A 15,283-nucleotide genomic window follows, 5' to 3' on the forward strand; every position below is an offset into this window, starting at 1 on the left:
CGGCACCGGGCGCGCGCGGTACGACAGGCCGGACGGACGGAGGGTGCCGGTGGAAGCCGGCACCCTCCCGTCGGTCAGGCGACCAGCACCGCCGGCTCGTCCGCCGCCGCCAGCAGGCCGGCCAGCGTGGCGCGAGCCCGGTTCACCCGGGATCGGACGGTGCCGACCGGGCAGCCGCTGAGCACGGCGGCCTCCGCGTACGGCAGTCCCAGCAGCTGGGTGAGCACGAACGCCTCCCGGCGCTCCTCCGGCAGCGCGGCCAGCAGATCGAGCAGCGCGACGCCGTCCTCGAAGCCGGGCAGGTCGCGGGGCTGGGCCAGTTCCACGGCCAGCCGCCAGTCCGGCACGTCGCACAGGCGCGGCCGGGTGGCCGCGTAGCGGTAGCTGTCGATCACCGCGCGCCGCGCGATGGACAGCAGCCAGGCCCGCGCGGAGGAGCGGCCCTCGAACCGGTGCAGGCTGCCGAGCGCCCGCAGGAACGTGTCCTGCGCCAGGTCGTCGACGGCCTGCGGGTCGCCGCACAGATGGGCGACGTAACGCAGGACGTCGCGGTGCAGGGCACGCACGAAGCGGTCCACGGCCGCCGGGTCACCGGTCCGGGCGGCCAGCGCCCATGCCGTTATCGAGTCGTCGGCGGATTCGGCGCCGTGGGGACCGGTTCGGTCGTGGTCGCCGGTTTTGCGGTGGTCCTCGGTTCTCTCGAGTGCGTCGGGCAGGGCAGGAGTGATCACCTGGTGTCCTTGTCGGCCGTCCGGATTCCCGGCCGGTGGCGCGCGGGCGCGCGTGGCGGTGCGGGATCCGGTGAGTGGGGAGCCGGCCGTACGGCGACCCGCGCGGCACGGGCAGGCCCGCGCGTGCGTACGGCCGTGACCCGAGGCGCGTACGGCTGCCCCGGGTTACCGGCTGTCGTTCAGACAGCGGTCCCCAGGGGTGGGCCCCGAGAGGTGATCGCATGGACGAGGAGGAGCCGCCGGGGTGTCCGTGCCGGGGCCCGGCGCCACAGACGCGGGCGGGGGTGCCGCGGCGGGGCGGGCACGACCGGCGGCAGCCGCAGCGGTGCCGCGAGCCATCCGGCCACGGCCCGCAGCAGGCGGAACGCGGCGCGCTCACCGTGCGCGAGCCACAGCCCGCACAGCAGCGCGGCCAGCAGGTGGGCGGCGAGCATGCCGAACGAGGACGAGGCGTCCATGACGTGGGGCATGTCCCCGCCGTGGCCCATGTCGACGGCGTCCGGGGCATGGGTGTGGGTGGCGCCCCGGTGCGCCGCCGGCATGCCGGCGGCATCCATGGGCATCGCGGGCATCCCGTGCCCCATGGCGCCGGCGTGCGCGGGGGCCGCCGGACCGGCGGCAGCCGACTGGGCGACGGAGAAGGCGGAGTGCAGCGCCGTCTGCGCGGCGACGACGACGGTCACGATCAGCGGCAGCCCACGTTCCCGTCCGGCCAGCCCCCAGCCCGCGGCGCCGGTCGCGGCGCCCCCGGCGGCCAGCGCCCACCAGGGCACATGACTGCCGGACATCAGCACGTGACCCAGGGCGGCGAGCAGCACACAGACGGCCGCGAACACCGCGGCCCGAACCGTGCGAGAACACCACCCAGCAGTCATGACGGCCCTCATCCTTGCATCCGGCGCGCGGTCGTCAACGATGGGTACGGAATCGGGTGGTGCCGGTGACTCATTCCGAGACGCGTGAGACAGACCACACGCATATGCCGGAACCGGCAGGGCACCGGGACCGACTGCTGAGGGAGGCGGCATACGCCCTGGCCCCACTGCCCCTCTGGCATCCTCGACACGTACCCCTCCCCCTGCCTCCCGCCGGACCCGAGCCGATATCGGCGGATCCGCCCGGTTCCACGCCCCGCCCGCTGCTCACCCAGTCGTGGCTGGATCTGGCCTTCCTGCACTGGGCCGCGGACCCCGGGGACGTGGCACCGCCGCTGCCGGCCGGGTGCGTACCGGACACCCCGCACGGACAGACGTACGTCGGTCTCGTCGCGTTCCGGATGCACCGGGCCGGCTGGCTGCGGCTGCCCGGTGTGCCCTACTTGGGCAGCTTTCCGGAGACCAACGTCCGGCTCTACTCGGTGGACAGCCACGGCCGTCGCGGAGTGGTCTTCCGCTCGCTGGACGCCTCCCGGCTGCTGCCGGTGGCGATCGGCCGCTCGGCGTTCCGGCTCCCCTACATGTGGTCGAGGATGACCGTCTCCCGGGACGGACGTGCTCACCTACAGCAGCACGCGGCGGCTGCCCGGCCCCAGGGGCGCCCACAGCAGGATCACGCTGCGCGTCGGTGAGCCGGTGGCCGAGCCCACCGCGCTCGAGCACTTCCTGACCGTCCGCTGGGGCATGCACACCTCTGTCCTCGGCCGCCCTGTGCACCTGCCGAACACCCACCCCCGCCGGCCCCTGCACCGCGCCGAACTCCTCAAGTGCGAGGAGGACCTAATCGCCGCCGCGGGCCTGCCCGCGCCGTTCGGCGAGCCGGTGAGCGTGCTGTACTCGCCGGGGGTGCCGGTGCGCTTCGCACGCCCCGCCCGCCGACGAGGCCGGTGACCCTAACCGCCCGGCAGCACCACCACCGCCGACGTCTCGACCTGGCCGCTGTGCTGGAAGTACAGCGTGAACGGCACCACGTCGCCCACCCGCCAGTCCGCGCCGGCCCGCAGGACCACGTCCAGGCCGAGCGGTGTCATCGACAGGCCGCCGCCCGCGGGGACGGAGGCGGAACCGACGGCGGCACGGTAGGCCGCTCCGCCGTCGGTCATACGGTGGAGGCTGAGCGTGGGTTCCCGGCCGGCCGCGCCCGACCTCACCGCGACCAGCCGGTCCTCCGCTCCACCCGAGTTGGTGATGTCGAAGAACGCGGCCGTGTCCTCGGTGTCCCCGAACGGCAGGAAGACCCGTCCCGGCGCGACCTCGATCCGGGGCGGGCTGCCCGCCCGTCCGGCCCCCACCCACGCGCTCAGCGCGCCGAGGGCGACCGCACAGGCCGCCACCGGGGCGAGGGCGCCGATCAGCGCGTCGGCGGCGCGCGGCCGGCTCATCGCGCGGCCCCCCGTCGACGCGCCGGCTGCCAGGTGCGCAGCCGCAGGCTGTTCCCGACGACCAGCAGCGAGCTGACGGACATCGCCGCCGCCGCGAGCATCGGGGTCAGCAGCCCCACCATGGCAAGCGGCAAGGTCACCGCGTTGTAGCCGAAGGCCCACACGAGATTGGCGCGGATCGTGGCCAGGGTCCGGCGAGCCAGCCGGACCGCGTCCGCGAGCGCCTCGATGTCCCCCCGAACGAGTGTCACGTCCGCCGCCCCGACGGCCACGTCCGTGCCGCCGCCCATCGCGATGCCGAGGTCGGCGCCGGCCAGCGCGGCGGCGTCGTTCACCCCGTCGCCCACCACCGCGACCCGGCGTCCGTCCGCCTTCAGCCGCCGGACCAGCCCGGTCTTGCCCTCCGGGGTGCGGCGGGCGTGCACCTCGGTGATGCCGAGGCCCGCCGCCACGGCCCGCGCGGGCGCTTCGGCGTCGCCGGTCGCGAGGACGGGCTCGATTCCGAGGCGGCGCAGCCGGTCGACAGCGCGGTAACTGCCCGGCCGCACGACGTCCCCGATCTCCACGACCGCCTCGGCGATCCCGTCCACCCGGACCAGCACCGGCGTCCGCGCCGCGGCGTGGGCCGCCTGCCTCGCCTCGGCCAGCTCCCCGGGCAACTCGCCCTCGCAGGCGCCGACTTCGACCAGCCGGCCCTCGACGAGGCCCCGCACTCCCCGTCCGGCCTCGGCGGTGAAATCCCGCACGCCGGGAAGTGGCCGCCCCGCGCAGGCGGCGATCGCACGCCCCAGCGGATGCTCGGACCCCTGTTCGACGGCCCCGGCCAGCCGCAGTACGGCGTCCCGGCCCCGACCACCGGGCGGCGTGGTGACCCGGGCGACGGTCATGTGCCCGGAGGTGAGCGTGCCGGTCTTGTCCAGGACCACGGTGTCGATGTGCCGCAGCCCCTCCAGCGCCTGCGGCCCGGTGACCAGTACACCCAGCTGCGCGCCGCGTCCGGTGGCGGCCATCAGGGCGGTAGGGGTCGCGAGGCCCAGCGCGCACGGGCAGGCCACGACCAGGACCGCCACCGACGCGGTGATCGCGGCCTGCGGCGCGGCGCCGGCCCCGAGCCAGAAGCCCAGCACGGTGACGGCGAGTGTCAGCACCACCGGTACGAACACCCCGGCCACCGTGTCGGCCAGCCGCTGCGCCTTCGCCTTGCCCGTCTGCGCCTCCGTCACCATCGCGGTGATCCGGGCGAGTTGGGTGTCCGCCCCGACGGCCGTGGCCCGGACGATCAGCAGCCCGCCGGCGTTGACCGCCCCGCCGACCACCGCCGAGCCGGGCCCGACCTCGACGGGTTCGCTTTCGCCGGTGACGAGGGCGAGGTCCACGGCGGAACTGCCCTCCAGCACCTCACCATCGGTCGCGACCCGTTCTCCGGGGCGCACGACGAAGTCCTGCCCGGCCGTCAACCGCTCGACGGGGACGAGCCGTTCCCCGCCGTCCGCCTCGCGTACGGACACCTCCTTGACGGCGAGCCGGGCCAGTGAGCGCAGCGCCGCGCCGGTGCCGTGCCGGGCACGCGCCTCCAGGCAGCGGCCCGCCAGCACGAACAGCGGTACGGCGACGGCCGCCTCGAGATACACGTGCGCGACGCCGTCCGTGGCGGACGGCACCAGGCTGAACGGCATCCGCATGCCGGGCGCGCCCGCCCCGCCGAGGAAGAGCGCGTACGCCGACCAGGCGAAGGAGGCCAGTACACCGAGCGAGACCAGGGTGTCCATGGTCGACGCGGCGTGCCGCAGCCCACGCGCCGCCCGTACGTGGAACGGCCAGGCTCCCCAGACGACGACCGGTGCGGCGAGGACGAAGCAGAGCCACTGCCAGTTGCGGAACTGCAGCGCGGGCGCCATCGACAGCACCAGCACGGGGACCGCGAGCAGTGCCGTCACCGTCAGCCGCCCGAGCTCGGATGCGTTCGCGGCACCGGGCTCCGCGGCTCGGGACGGTGTGGGCAGGGCGGCCGTGTAGCCGGCCCGCTCGATCGTGGCGATCAGTTCGGCGGGGCTGATGTCCGGCGGGTGGGTCACGCGGGCCCTGCCGGTGGCCAGGTTGACGCCCGCGGTGACGCCGCCGAGCCGGGTCAGCCGCTTCTCGACCCGGGTCACGCAGGCCGCACAGGTCATTCCGCCCACCGTGAGGTCGGTCGTCGTCAGGACGGGAGCCGGTCCGGTCGTCACGGGGCGTGGCCTTCGTGGTTCCCGGTGTGGCTTCCGGTGGGGTCGCCGTGCGTGCCGGTGTGGGGATCCGTCTCGCTCGTGCCGGTGCCGGGGCGCTGCATGCCGGGGGCGACCGGGCCGACGGCGGATCCGACGGCGTACGCCACCACGAACACGGCGGCGAGCAGCAGGAGGAATGCGCCGAGGGCGGGCGGGGGCAGCAGGTCCCGGAGCGCCCTCGGGGCGCGGCGGGCGGGTGGTGGGGAGTCGTGCATCACCGGTCTCCTGATCGCGTCGCACGGCGTCACTCGGTTCGCACCGTGCCGGTACAGGAGTCGGGGACGGGGCACGCGGAGTTCCACGCCACCGGTGTGGGGTAGGTCACACTGTGCGTTCGCACGGTTACCGTGGGGCGCGCAGCGAGCACCGTTACTTCCCCTTTTGAGGTGTTTCACCATGGTCCTGAGTATCCGCAACCAGCTGCCCGGCACCGTCACCGCCGTCACCCCCGGCGAGGTGATGGCGACCGTCGCGGTCCGTCTCGACGGCGGACAGGACATCATCGCGGCGATCACCGTGGACGCGGTGCGGGACCTGGCGCTGTCCGAGAAGGCCGCCGTACGCGTTCTCGTGAAGTCCACGGAGCTCGCCCTCGCCACCGGCCCGGTGGACGGACTGTCCATCCGCAACAGGCTTCCCGGCACGGTGCTGGCGGTCGGCACGGGCGGCGCGATGGCCTCGGTCAGGATCGCGGTGGACGGCGGTGAGCTGACCTCGGCGATCACCAGGGACGCGGTCGACGACCTCGGCCTCGCGCCGGGCTCCCCCGTCGTCGCCCTGGTCAAGGCGACGGAGGTGTCCCTCGCGGCAGGGTGACGCGGGCTCGGCGCCACACCCCGCCCCGTCCGGACCCTCGACGGTGCACGGCGTGCCGACGCGGGCCATCGACGGCGTACGGCTTGCCGACGCGGACCATCGGCGGCCACCGGCGCCGGGCGCCGTCCCGGTCGCGGGCCCGGGTGAACTCCTGCTGCGCGGCCGGCGGTTCCGTGCGCGCGGCCGGCCACTCCCCGCCGGAGACCACCTCGGGCAGATCGGTCATGACCGTCAGCTCTCCGCGGTCGGGACGACGGCACCGGCGCCCGCGCTTCTCCCCCATGCCCACGCCCGCCACCGCGACCCGTCCCGGGCGGACGGGCGCCGTCCGGCACGACTCTTGATTTAACCCTTCGTTTTATTGAACCGTTCGTCTTTACCGCGATAGGTTCGCCGGCATGACCGCAGCCGGGAACCCGACCACCGCCGAGGAGTTGCGCGGGGCCGGCCTGCGGGTGACGGCCGCCCGCGTCGCACTGCTCGAAACCGTCCGGGCCGGCGACCACCTCGGCGTCGAGGCGATCGCGTCCGGGGTGCGTGAGCGCGTGGGCCACATATCCCTGCAAGCGGTGTACGAGGCCCTGCACGCGCTGACCGCGGCGGGGCTCGTGCGCCGGATCGAGCCCGCGGGCAGCCCGGCCCGCTACGAGGGGCGCGTCGGAGACAACCACCACCACCTCGTGTGCCGTTCCTGCGGCACGGTCACCGATGTCGAGTGCGCGACCGGCGAGGCCCCCTGCCTGACCGCATCGAACGACCACGGCTTCTCGGTCGACGAGGCCGAGGTCATCTACTGGGGCCTGTGCCCCGAGTGTTCCACCCGCAGTTCCTGAGCACCGTGATCCACATCCGGAAGAAGGATTCCCATGGCTGAGAACCCTGACGCAATCGTCACCGAACCCAAGACGGAGGGCACAGGTGGCTGCCCTGTCGCGCACGGGCGCGCCGCGCATCCCACGCAGGGCGGTGGCAACCGTCAGTGGTGGCCCGAGCGCCTCAACCTGAAGATCCTCGCCAAGAACCCCGCCGTGTCCAACCCGCTCGGTGAGGGGTTCGACTACGCAGAGGCCTTCCAGGCCCTCGACCTGGCGGCCGTCAAACGGGACCTGGCCGAGGTGCTCACGACCTCGCAGGACTGGTGGCCCGCCGACTTCGGCCACTACGGTCCGCTGATCATCCGGATGGCGTGGCACAGCGCCGGTACCTACCGCATCAGCGACGGCCGGGGCGGCGCCGGCGCCGGCCAGCAGCGCTTCGCGCCGCTGAACAGCTGGCCGGACAACGCCAACCTGGACAAGGCCCGCCGTCTGCTGTGGCCCGTGAAGAAGAAGTACGGCCAGAGCATCTCCTGGGCCGACCTGATGATCCTCGCCGGCAACGTCGCGCTGGAGACGATGGGCTTCGAGACCTTCGGCTTCGCCGGTGGCCGTGAGGACGTGTGGGAGCCGGAGGAGGACGTCTACTGGGGTCCCGAGACCACCTGGCTCGACGACCGGCGCTACAGCGGCGACCGCGAGCTGGAGAACCCCCTCGGCGCGGTCCAGATGGGCCTCATCTACGTCAACCCGGAGGGCCCGAACGGCAACCCGGACCCGCTGGCCGCGGCCCGCGACATCCGTGAGACGTTCCGCCGGATGGCGATGAACGACGAGGAGACCGTCGCTCTCATCGCCGGTGGCCACACCTTCGGCAAGACCCACGGCGCCGGCCCCGCCGACCACGTGGGCAACGACCCCGAGGCCGCCACCATGGAGGAGCAGGGCCTCGGCTGGCGGAGCACCTACGGCACCGGCAAGGGCGGGGACGCCATCACCTCCGGCCTGGAGGTCACCTGGACCACCACGCCGATCCGGTGGAGCAACAACTTCTTCGAGAACCTCTTCGGCTACGAGTGGGAGCTGTCCGAGTCCCCCGCCGGCGCCAAGCAGTGGGTGGCGAAGGACGCCGAGGCCGTCATCCCCGACGCGCACGACCCGTCACGCAAGCGCCTTCCGACGATGCTCACCACCGACCTGTCGCTGCGCTTCGACCCGATCTACGAGCCGATCTCGCGCCGCTTCTACGAGAACCCGCAGGAGTTCGCGGACGCCTTCGCGCGCGCCTGGTACAAGCTGACCCACCGTGACATGGGCCCGAAGTCGCAGTACCTCGGCCCCGAGGTGCCGGCCGAGACCCTGCTGTGGCAGGACCCGCTGCCCGAGGCCGAGGGTGAGATCATCGGTGCCGAGGAGATCGCGGTCCTCAAGGGCAAGCTCCTCGACTCCGGCCTGACCGTCCCGCAGCTGGTCGGCACCGCGTGGGCGTCGGCGTCGACGTTCCGCGGCAGCGACAAGCGCGGCGGCGCCAACGGCGCCCGGATCCGCCTCGAGCCGCAGCGCGGCTGGGAGGCCAACGACCCCGACCAGCTCGCTTCGGTGCTGCGCACCCTGGAGAACGTCCAGCAGGAGTTCAACGCGGGCTCCGCCAGGAAGGTCTCCCTGGCCGACCTGATCGTCCTCGGTGGCTGCGTGGGCGTGGAGAAGGCCGCCAAGGACGCGGGCCACGACATCGAGGTGCCCTTCACCCCGGGCCGGGTCGACGCGACCGACGAGCACACCGACGCCGAGTCCTTCGCCGCCCTGGAGCCGACCTCGGACGGCTTCCGCAACTACCTCGGCAAGGGCAACCGTCTGCCGGCCGAGTACCTGCTGCTCGACCGGGCGAACCTGCTGACGCTGAGCGCCCCCGAGATGACGGCGCTCGTCGGTGGCCTGCGCGTCCTGGGCGCCAACCAGGGAGGGTCCAAGCACGGCGTCCTCACCGAGAACCCGGGCACGCTGACCAACGACTTCTTCGTCAACCTGCTCGACCTGGGCGTGACCTGGAGGTCGACGTCCGAGGACCAGACCACCTTCGAGGGCCTCGACGCCATGACGGGCGAGGTCAAGTGGACCGGTACCCGTGCCGACCTCGTCTTCGGCTCCAACTCCGAGCTGCGCGCGGTCGCGGAGGTCTACGCGAGCGACGACGCGAAGGGCAAGTTCGTGACGGACTTCGTCGCCGCGTGGGACAAGGTCATGAACCTGGACCGGTTCGACCTGGCCTGAGACCGGTACTGACCTGAGTCAGCCATGAGGCCGTCCAGGCCGGCGCCCTTGAAGGGCCGGCCTGGACGGCCGCGGTCGTTCCGGGGAAAGGACACCGCACACACGGGAAAGGCCGCCTTCTCATCTCTGAGAAGACGGCCTCCGACCTGCGGTGAAGCTGGTCGGGACGACAGGATTTGAACCTGCGACCCCTTGACCCCCAGTCAAGTGCGCTACCAAGCTGCGCCACGTCCCGGTGCGGTCTGACCTGGGGTTTCCCCCGGGTGAACGCGCAGGGAAACAATACCGCACTCGGGTCGGTGGTCGCGCACCCGTTGACGACCGCCGCGGCGTTCACGACGGGGACGCGCCGGGCCGTGCTGGCCTGCCGTGGGCGTCGACGCGCACCAGCTCCCGTATCGCGGGCACCGCGAGCAGGGCGACCACGACGACGAGGCTCATGGCGCCGGACACGAGCAGGACCCGGCCGGCGCCGAGGGCCGCGGCGGCGGGACCGGCGAGAGCCTGCCCGACGGGCAGCATCGCGAGGGACCCGGCCACGTCGTAGGCGTGGACGCGGTTGAGTACGGCGGGCTGGACCTGGGTCTGCACGCTGGTCGCCCACATGACGCCCCAGAACGACATTCCGGCCCCGGCGACGGCCGCGCCGGCCGCCATCGCGGGCACGTCGAGTCCGAGCCCGACGGTCGCCGGGAACCCGGCGAATCCGAACAGGGCGATCGCCCCGGCCCGCAGCATCCGGCGCGGGCGCAGTCGCAGGGCGAGCAGACCGCCGACGACGGTGCCGGCGCCGAGGGCGGAATTGACCAGGCCGTAGGCGCCCGGGCCCCATCAGCTTGCGGGGGCTGAACCGGTCGGCGACGACCCCGCCGAAGACGACCAGCGCGGCGAACGCCCCGGCCGTCGCGGCCATGGCCAGGCCGACGGCGCCGGCGCCGTACCCGTGCTGGAGCAGGCCGGCGGCGAGTGCCACCGGGAGCATGGTGTCGCCGAGCCGGGCGACCGCACGGGCGACGAAGAACAGCGCGAAGTCACGCGACCAGACCGGCCGGGCACCCGGACCCGCCGTTCCCCCGCCCGACCTGCCCCGCACACGCACTCTGGCAACGTTGTCCGACACCCCGCCCATCCCCTGGCGCTCCCCTCCCCGCACCTCCCACACGAACCCCGCCGCCCCGGCGGCCGTGGGTATCGCCCCCCGGATCATGCCACCCGGCGCGGACGGCACCGGAGGGATTCTCACCCCGGGCACCCTGGAGGATCACCTTCCAGGGATCCCGGAGGGCGTCTCACCCCCCGGCAGACAGCCCCAACTCCGGGTACGCCTCCAGCAGCCTGGCCGGGGCGGCCTGCCGCCAGGAGTCGGCGAGGATGTCCCGCAGCTCCTCCTCGTCCTCCAGCGCGGAGAGCCGCGCCCGCACCCAGGCGAACTGCGCCTCGTGGTCGGCGACCCAGAACTTCCCCGGCTCGGCCAGGACCAGCTCCTCGCGCTCCTCCTTGGGACAGCGCACGGCGACGGAGGTCTCCTCCTCCGGCAGCGTGGCGAACATCTTCCCCGCGACCCGGAACGTGGGCATACTCCAGGCGATCTTCTCCGTCGTGTCCGGCAGGGACAGGGCGATACGGCGTACGTCTTCGGCATCCGGCATGAGAGGCAAGGTAGCGCCTGCCACCGACAGTCACCCTGCGGCGGCCTGCGCTCCGACCTGCTTGTAGTAGACGGTCGTCGGCCGCAGCACCCCCGCCGGGTTCGCCGCGTAGCCGGGAATCGCACCGAGCGGTGTCCAGCCCGCCGCGCGGTAGAGGCGCTCGGCCGGGCTGCCGGTCTCGGTGTCCAGGTGGAGGAGCGTGACGCCGGCCGCGACGGCCGCCCGCTCGGCGGTGTCCAGGAGCAGCCGGCCCCAGCCCCGTCCGCGGGCCTTCCGGTGCACCATGAGCTTGACCAGTTCCGCCCGGTGCCGGCTGTTGGGCTTGTCCGGGAAGGCCAGGCTGACGGTGCCGGCCACCCGCGTCCCCTCGTACGCCGCCCAGACCGCCAGCCCACCGGCGGCGACGCCGGCCGCCCGCGTCCGCCACCAGGCCAGGGCCTCGGCCGGGTCGAGCGGCGCGAGGAAGCCCACCGACGCGCCGCCGCCGACCATGTCGACCAGCAGTTCGGCCAGCTGCCCGGCCCGGTCCAGCACCTGGGCCTCGTCCAGCGTCTCCACGATCACGGCAGCACCACCGCCAGCACGTAGCGCACGTCCTCGTCCCCCGCGCACCAGAACCGCGTCGCGCCCCACACCCGCAACCGCAGACAGTCCCCCGCCGCGAGCCGGTGCTCGACGTCCCGCACGGTCACCGAGAGAGTGCCTTCCAGCACCCAGACGTGCTGCTCCAGACCGGGCACGGGCGGCCGGTCGTACGCGATGTCCGCGCCCACCGCGAGCCGCCCCTCGACGAGTTCGCCGCGCAGCCCGGCATGCGGCGGCGAGACGGACCGCCGTACGAAACCGGCGGCCCGGTCCGCCCAGACCTGCTGGTCCGCCGCCCGCACCAGCAGCGCGGACTCCCCTTCCACCTCGCTCAGCAACTGCGACATCGTGCGCCCGAACACGGCGCACAGGCGGTTCAGCATCGCGGCCGTGGGGCTGATCTCCGCACGTTCGGCGCGGGACAGGGTCGACCTGCTCACCCCGCTGCGCTCCGCCAGCTCCCCGAGCGTCCAGCCGCCCTCGGCCCGCAGCTGGGCGAGTCGAGCACCGAGCCGGGTGTCGACATCTTGCGCGGCGCCGTCGTGCGAAGCGCCGTCAGGCGGGGCGCCGGATACCTCGTTTCTCATATCCGGGACGCTATCCCGGATATGGGACGACGGGGTTAACGAATCCTCACGCCCGCGCCGCCTCGCCGAGCGCCTCCAGCACCGGCCGGATCAGGGGATGCCCCTCCGCGCCCCGGCGTACGGCGGCGAAGACCCGGCGCGTGGGCGCCACCCCGTCCACGGGCCGGACAACGACACCGGACAGGTCCGTCCCGCGCAGCGCGGAACGCGGCACGAGGGCGACGCCCGCATCCGCCGAGGCAAGGGCCACGACCGCGCGGAAGTCGTCCGAGGAGTGTTCGAGGCGGGGCTGGAACCCGGCGCTCTCGCAGGCCAGCACCACCACGTCATGACACGGATTGCCGGGGTAGGGGCCGATCCACGGTTCCTTGGCCAGTTCCGCCAGGGCCACCTCGCCCGCCTCCGCGAGCCGGTGGCTGACGGGCACCACCGCGTCGAAGGGCTCGGCGTACAGCGGGACGTGGGCGAGCCGTGGATCGTCGGCCGACGGCGCCCCGCGGTACTCCACGGCGACCGCAACGTCGACCTGCCGGTCCAGCACCATGGGCAGGCTGGCGTCCCCCTCGGCGTCCCGGACGCGCAGACGGACGCCGGGCGCGGTCCGCGCGAGCCGGGTCACGGCCGGGGCGACGACCTGAGCGATGCCGGTCGCGAAGGACGCGACGGTCACGGTGCCCGCGGCGCCCGAGCCGTACGCGGCGAGCTCCGCCTCCGCCCGCTCCAGCTGGGCGAGGACCGCGTTGGTGTGGCCGAGCAGGATCTCGCCCGCCGCGGTGAGCCGTACCCCCTTGGCGCCGCGCTCGACCAGCCGGTGCCCCGTCTCCTGCTCCAGAGCCGTGAGCTGCTGGGACACCGCGGAGGGTGTCAGATACAGCGCTGCGGCAGCCGCCGTCACGGTGCGGTGGTCGGCCACCGCACGGAGGATGTGGAGCCGCCGCGCTTCGATCACGACCCGATTGTCTCAGGTCAGGCGCCCAGCTCCGCCCGCGCGGCGACGAAGGCGTCCACGGCCCGGTTCACGTCGTCCGTCGAGTGCGCCGCGGACAGCTGGACGCGGATCCGCGCCTGGCCCTGGGGCACCACCGGGTACGAGAAGCCGATCACGTACACGCCCCGCTCCAGCAGCAGCTCGGCCATCCGGCCGGCCCGTGACGCGTCGCCGATCATCACCGGTGCGATGGCGTGGTCGCCGGGCAGGATGTCGAAGCCCTCCTCGGCCATCCGGCGCCGGAACAGCGCGGTGTTGTGCGCGAGCCGCTCCCGCAGGTCGCCCGCCGACTCCAGCAGGTCGAGCACCTTCAGCGAGGCGGCGGCGATCACCGGTGCCAGCGTGTTCGAGAAGAGGTACGGCCGCGAGCGCTGCCGCAGCAGCGCCACGATCTCGGCGCGGGCTGCGACGTAGCCGCCGGAAGCGCCGCCGAGGGCCTTGCCCAGCGTGCCGGTGATGATGTCGACCCGGTCCATCACGCCGTGCAGCTCGGGGGTGCCGCGGCCACCGGGGCCGACGAAGCCGACGGCGTGCGAGTCGTCCACCATGACCATGGCGTCGTAGCGGTCGGCGAGGTCGCAGATCTCGCGCAGGGGAGCCACGTAGCCGTCCATGGAGAAGACGCCGTCGGTGACGATCAGCCGCCGCCGCGCGGACTGCGCCTCCTTCAGCTGGCGCTCCAGGTCGTCCAGATCACGGTTGGCGTACCGGAAGCGGCGGGCCTTGGACAGCCGGATGCCGTCGATGATCGAGGCGTGGTTCAGGGCGTCGGAGATCACCGCGTCCTCGGGCCCGAGCAGCGTCTCGAAGACACCGCCGTTGGCGTCGAAGCAGGAGGAGTACAGGATCGTGTCCTCCTGCCCGAGGAAGGCCGACAGCCGCGCCTCCAGCTCCTTGTGCACCTCCTGCGTGCCGCAGATGAAGCGCACGGAGGCCATGCCGTAGCCCCAGCGGTCCAGGGCCTCGTGGGCGGCGGCGATCACCTCGGGGTGGTCCGCGAGGCCGAGGTAGTTGTTGGCGCAGAAGTTGAGCACCTCGCCGGGGCGGCCGCCCGCGGAGACGTTGACGGTCGCGGACTGCGGGGTGTCGATGACGCGTTCGGGCTTGTGCAGGCCGGCGGCACGGATCTCGTCGAGGGTGGCGCGCAGGTCGTCGCGCACGGAGTCGAACATGACGGGGTCTCCTTGAGGTGCTGTCGGGGTTACGCGGTCCAGTCGAGGATGACCTTGCCGCCGCGGCCGCTCGCCGCGTCGGCGAACGCCGTCTCGAAGTCGCGGTAGCCGTACCGGCCGGTGATCACGGGCGCGAGGTCGAGGCCGGCCTCCAGCAGCACCGACATCGCGTACCAGGTCTCGAACATCTCCCGGCCGTAGATGCCCTTGATGGTGATCATCGACGTGACGATCCGGGCCCAGTCGACCGGGAACTCCTGGGCGGGCAGTCCGAGCATCGCGATCCGCCCACCGTGCGTCATGTTCGCGATCATGTCCTGGAGGGCCTCCGGGCGGCCCGACATCTCCAGGCCGATGTCGAAACCCTCCCGCAGGCCGAGGGCCCGCTGGCCGTCCTCGATCCGCCCGTCCCGCACGTTCAGGGCGAGGCTGACGCCTATCTTGCGGGCGATGTCGAGGCGTTCCTCGCTGACGTCCGTGATGACGACGTTGCGGGCGCCCGCGTGCCGGGCCACGGCCGCCGCCATCAGCCCGATCGGGCCGGCCCCGGTGATCAGCACGTCCTCGCCGACGAGCGGGAACGACAGCGCGGTGTGCACGGCGTTGCCGAACGGGTCGAAGATCGCCGCCACGTCGAGGTCCACGGGCACCCGGTGCACCCAGACGTTGGTCGCGGGCAGCACGACGTACTCGGCGAAGGCGCCGTCCCGTCCGACCCCGAGCCCGACGGTCGCCCGGCACAGGTGGCGGCGGCCCGCCAGGCAGTTGCGGCACTTGCCGCACACCAGGTGGCCCTCGCCGCTGACCCGGTCGCCGGACTTGATCTCGGTGACGTCCCGGCCCGTTCCGACGACCTCGCCGACGAACTCGTGCCCGAGCACCAGCGGGGTGCGGATCGTCTGCTGCGCCCAGCCGTCCCAGGCGTGGATGTGCAGGTCGGTGCCGCAGATACCGGTGCGCAGCACCTTGATCAGTACGTCGCCGGGGCCGACGTCGGGTTCCGGGACGTCCGTGAGCCGCAGCCCTGGTGCCGCCTTGTCCTTGACCAGTGCCTTCACCGCTACGGCTCCTGAGGGTGAGTTCCCTGC

At 73.4% G+C, this 15,283-nt stretch carries 15 protein-coding genes, 1 tRNA gene and 2 pseudogenes; 4 read left to right on the forward strand and 14 right to left on the reverse strand.

Features of this window, described 5'->3' with window-relative positions; genetic code table 11:
- Window positions 1-74: 74 nt before the first annotated feature.
- On the reverse strand, window positions 75-731 hold the full coding sequence (locus ACGF8A_RS29315; protein WP_393113219.1) for a sigma-70 family RNA polymerase sigma factor: 657 nt from the start codon (window positions 729-731) through the stop codon (window positions 75-77).
- 179 nt (window positions 732-910) lie between these two features.
- The gene (locus ACGF8A_RS29320; RefSeq protein ID WP_393113220.1) at window positions 911-1,606 is read right to left on the reverse strand and encodes a hypothetical protein; all 696 of its coding nucleotides are present in this window, start codon (window positions 1,604-1,606) and stop codon (window positions 911-913) included.
- 203 nt (window positions 1,607-1,809) lie between these two features.
- On the opposite strand from ACGF8A_RS29320, the pseudogene ACGF8A_RS29325 reads away from it, so the two are divergent.
- Window positions 1,810-2,557, forward strand: a pseudogene (locus ACGF8A_RS29325) (YqjF family protein).
- Window positions 2,558-2,559: 2 nt separating this feature from the next.
- Here ACGF8A_RS29325 and ACGF8A_RS29330 read toward each other — a convergent pair.
- From ACGF8A_RS29330 to ACGF8A_RS29340, 3 genes are read right to left on the reverse strand one after another with little or no spacing between them, the layout of a single operon-like run.
- Window positions 2,560-3,048 (reverse strand): copper chaperone PCu(A)C, encoded by a 489-nt coding sequence (locus tag ACGF8A_RS29330; RefSeq protein ID WP_393113221.1) that lies wholly within the window; start codon window positions 3,046-3,048, stop codon window positions 2,560-2,562.
- The gene (locus ACGF8A_RS29335; RefSeq protein WP_393113222.1) at window positions 3,045-5,273 is read right to left on the reverse strand and encodes a heavy metal translocating P-type ATPase; all 2,229 of its coding nucleotides are present in this window, start codon (window positions 5,271-5,273) and stop codon (window positions 3,045-3,047) included. Before ACGF8A_RS29335 ends, ACGF8A_RS29330 begins: the two co-directional genes overlap by 4 nt.
- On the reverse strand, window positions 5,270-5,527 hold the full coding sequence (locus ACGF8A_RS29340; RefSeq protein WP_393113223.1) for a hypothetical protein: 258 nt from the start codon (window positions 5,525-5,527) through the stop codon (window positions 5,270-5,272). The genes ACGF8A_RS29335 and ACGF8A_RS29340 overlap by 4 nt, the downstream gene beginning before the upstream one ends.
- 181 nt (window positions 5,528-5,708) lie before the next feature.
- On the opposite strand from ACGF8A_RS29340, the gene ACGF8A_RS29345 reads away from it, so the two are divergent.
- The gene (locus ACGF8A_RS29345; RefSeq protein ID WP_393113224.1) at window positions 5,709-6,128 is read left to right on the forward strand and encodes a molybdopterin-binding protein; all 420 of its coding nucleotides are present in this window, start codon (window positions 5,709-5,711) and stop codon (window positions 6,126-6,128) included.
- Here ACGF8A_RS29345 and ACGF8A_RS29350 read toward each other — a convergent pair.
- Window positions 6,094-6,411, reverse strand: coding sequence for a DUF899 family protein (locus ACGF8A_RS29350; protein ID WP_393113225.1), 318 nt, complete (start codon window positions 6,409-6,411; stop codon window positions 6,094-6,096). The genes ACGF8A_RS29345 and ACGF8A_RS29350 overlap by 35 nt on opposite strands.
- Window positions 6,412-6,526: 115 nt before the next feature.
- Here ACGF8A_RS29350 and ACGF8A_RS29355 point away from each other — a divergent pair, with 115 nt between their 5' ends.
- Both ACGF8A_RS29355 and katG read left to right on the forward strand, forming a co-directional pair.
- On the forward strand, window positions 6,527-6,961 hold the full coding sequence (locus ACGF8A_RS29355; RefSeq protein ID WP_393113226.1) for a Fur family transcriptional regulator: 435 nt from the start codon (window positions 6,527-6,529) through the stop codon (window positions 6,959-6,961).
- 33 nt (window positions 6,962-6,994) lie between these two features.
- Complete coding sequence (gene katG / locus ACGF8A_RS29360; RefSeq protein ID WP_393113227.1) at window positions 6,995-9,214, forward strand: catalase/peroxidase HPI; 2,220 nt, start codon at window positions 6,995-6,997, stop codon at window positions 9,212-9,214.
- Window positions 9,215-9,372: 158 nt separating this feature from the next.
- Here the strand turns inward: katG and ACGF8A_RS29365 are convergent.
- The 8 genes and pseudogenes from ACGF8A_RS29365 to tdh all read right to left on the reverse strand — a co-directional run bounded on the left by ACGF8A_RS29365 (window position 9,373) and on the right by tdh (window position 15,253).
- Window positions 9,373-9,449: transfer RNA gene (locus tag ACGF8A_RS29365), tRNA-Pro, on the reverse strand.
- 98 nt (window positions 9,450-9,547) lie between these two features.
- Window positions 9,548-10,343: pseudogene (locus ACGF8A_RS29370) on the reverse strand (hypothetical protein).
- A gap of 160 nt (window positions 10,344-10,503) precedes the next feature.
- The gene (locus ACGF8A_RS29375) at window positions 10,504-10,863 is read right to left on the reverse strand and encodes an MmcQ/YjbR family DNA-binding protein (RefSeq protein ID WP_393113228.1); all 360 of its coding nucleotides are present in this window, start codon (window positions 10,861-10,863) and stop codon (window positions 10,504-10,506) included.
- 30 nt (window positions 10,864-10,893) lie between these two features.
- Entirely contained in the window at window positions 10,894-11,427 is a 534-nt protein-coding gene (locus ACGF8A_RS29380; RefSeq protein ID WP_393113230.1) for a GNAT family N-acetyltransferase, read from the reverse strand.
- On the reverse strand, window positions 11,424-12,035 hold the full coding sequence (locus ACGF8A_RS29385) for a helix-turn-helix domain-containing protein (protein WP_393113231.1): 612 nt from the start codon (window positions 12,033-12,035) through the stop codon (window positions 11,424-11,426). The genes ACGF8A_RS29380 and ACGF8A_RS29385 overlap by 4 nt, the downstream gene beginning before the upstream one ends.
- A 46-nt stretch (window positions 12,036-12,081) precedes the next feature.
- Entirely contained in the window at window positions 12,082-12,984 is a 903-nt protein-coding gene (locus ACGF8A_RS29390) for a LysR family transcriptional regulator (protein WP_393113232.1), read from the reverse strand.
- A 17-nt stretch (window positions 12,985-13,001) separates the two neighbouring features.
- Window positions 13,002-14,195: a glycine C-acetyltransferase gene (locus ACGF8A_RS29395; protein ID WP_393113233.1), complete on the reverse strand. Its 1,194-nt coding sequence runs from the start codon at window positions 14,193-14,195 to the stop codon at window positions 13,002-13,004.
- A gap of 29 nt (window positions 14,196-14,224) precedes the next feature.
- Window positions 14,225-15,253, reverse strand: a complete 1,029-nt coding sequence (gene tdh / locus ACGF8A_RS29400; RefSeq protein WP_393113234.1) for an L-threonine 3-dehydrogenase — start codon at window positions 15,251-15,253, stop codon at window positions 14,225-14,227.
- Window positions 15,254-15,283: the final 30 nt, after the last annotated feature.

The organism is Streptomyces sp. NPDC047706, from assembly GCF_043204795.1.
Classification (GTDB): domain Bacteria; phylum Actinomycetota; class Actinomycetes; order Streptomycetales; family Streptomycetaceae; genus Streptomyces.

What these genes read in the sequence shown, in the direction of transcription:
- ACGF8A_RS29385 (WP_393113231.1), bottom strand. Translation starts at nt 12,035, where the DNA reads ATGAGAAACGAGGTATCCGGCGCCCCGCCTGACGGCGCTTCGCACGAC.
- ACGF8A_RS29350 (WP_393113225.1), bottom strand. Translation starts at nt 6,411, where the DNA reads ATGGGGGAGAAGCGCGGGCGCCGGTGCCGTCGTCCCGACCGCGGAGAG.
- ACGF8A_RS29395 (WP_393113233.1), bottom strand. Translation starts at nt 14,195, where the DNA reads ATGTTCGACTCCGTGCGCGACGACCTGCGCGCCACCCTCGACGAGATC.
- ACGF8A_RS29345 (WP_393113224.1), top strand. Translation starts at nt 5,709, where the DNA reads ATGGTCCTGAGTATCCGCAACCAGCTGCCCGGCACCGTCACCGCCGTC.
- ACGF8A_RS29375 (WP_393113228.1), bottom strand. Translation starts at nt 10,863, where the DNA reads ATGCCGGATGCCGAAGACGTACGCCGTATCGCCCTGTCCCTGCCGGAC.
- ACGF8A_RS29355 (WP_393113226.1), top strand. Translation starts at nt 6,527, where the DNA reads ATGACCGCAGCCGGGAACCCGACCACCGCCGAGGAGTTGCGCGGGGCC.
- ACGF8A_RS29330 (WP_393113221.1), bottom strand. Translation starts at nt 3,048, where the DNA reads ATGAGCCGGCCGCGCGCCGCCGACGCGCTGATCGGCGCCCTCGCCCCG.
- katG (WP_393113227.1), top strand. Translation starts at nt 6,995, where the DNA reads ATGGCTGAGAACCCTGACGCAATCGTCACCGAACCCAAGACGGAGGGC.
- ACGF8A_RS29320 (WP_393113220.1), bottom strand. Translation starts at nt 1,606, where the DNA reads ATGACTGCTGGGTGGTGTTCTCGCACGGTTCGGGCCGCGGTGTTCGCG.
- ACGF8A_RS29340 (WP_393113223.1), bottom strand. Translation starts at nt 5,527, where the DNA reads ATGCACGACTCCCCACCACCCGCCCGCCGCGCCCCGAGGGCGCTCCGG.